Source organism: Flavobacterium sp. P1_E4 (assembly GCF_056405915.1).
This window is the reverse complement of sequence record NZ_JBFUBE010000085.1, coordinates 1-586: the sequence shown is the minus strand read 5'-3', so window position 1 is coordinate 586 and position 586 is coordinate 1. Positions and strand designations below refer to the sequence as shown.

Below are 586 nucleotides of genomic sequence, written 5' to 3'. Positions count from 1 at the left end.
GCCCACGAAATCGAAACGAAAATTTATTTTCAAAAAAAGATTTAAAAAAGCTTGTGAGATTCGAAAACGTAAGCTATTTTTGCACCCCGCAAAACGCGTAACGTTCCTTGAAATACTGCTGAGAAAAAGAGAAGAAAACGAAAAATAAATTTTTCAAAAAAACTTCAAAATTTACTTGCCAGTTAAAAAAGAATAACTACTTTTGCACCCGCTTCGAGAGACACACAATGTGAGTTAAACGAGACGAGAAAACAAAAAGAACACGTTCCTAGACATATTGAATTGACAGCCGTTCTGATGAAAATCAGAACAAATAAAATAAGAGTAATAGAATCGGAAGATTTGAGAATAACCACTAGACCTTCAGTCAAATAAATAAGAAGCTGAAATAAATTCAGCTTAAACAATATACGATGAAGAGTTTGATCCTGGCTCAGGATGAACGCTAGCGGCAGGCTTAACACATGCAAGTCGAGGGGTATTGGTTTTCGGACCAAGAGACCGGCGCACGGGTGCGTAACGCGTATGCAATCTACCTTTCACAGAGGGATAGCCCAGAGAAATTTGGATTAATACCTCATAGTAT

1 rRNA gene is annotated in these 586 nt (G+C 37.4%); it reads left to right on the top strand.

From position 1 onward, the window contains the following. Positions 1-410: 410 nt before the first annotated feature. Positions 411-586: ribosomal RNA gene (locus AC1DY0_RS19115) — 16S ribosomal RNA — on the top strand; the annotation flags it as partial.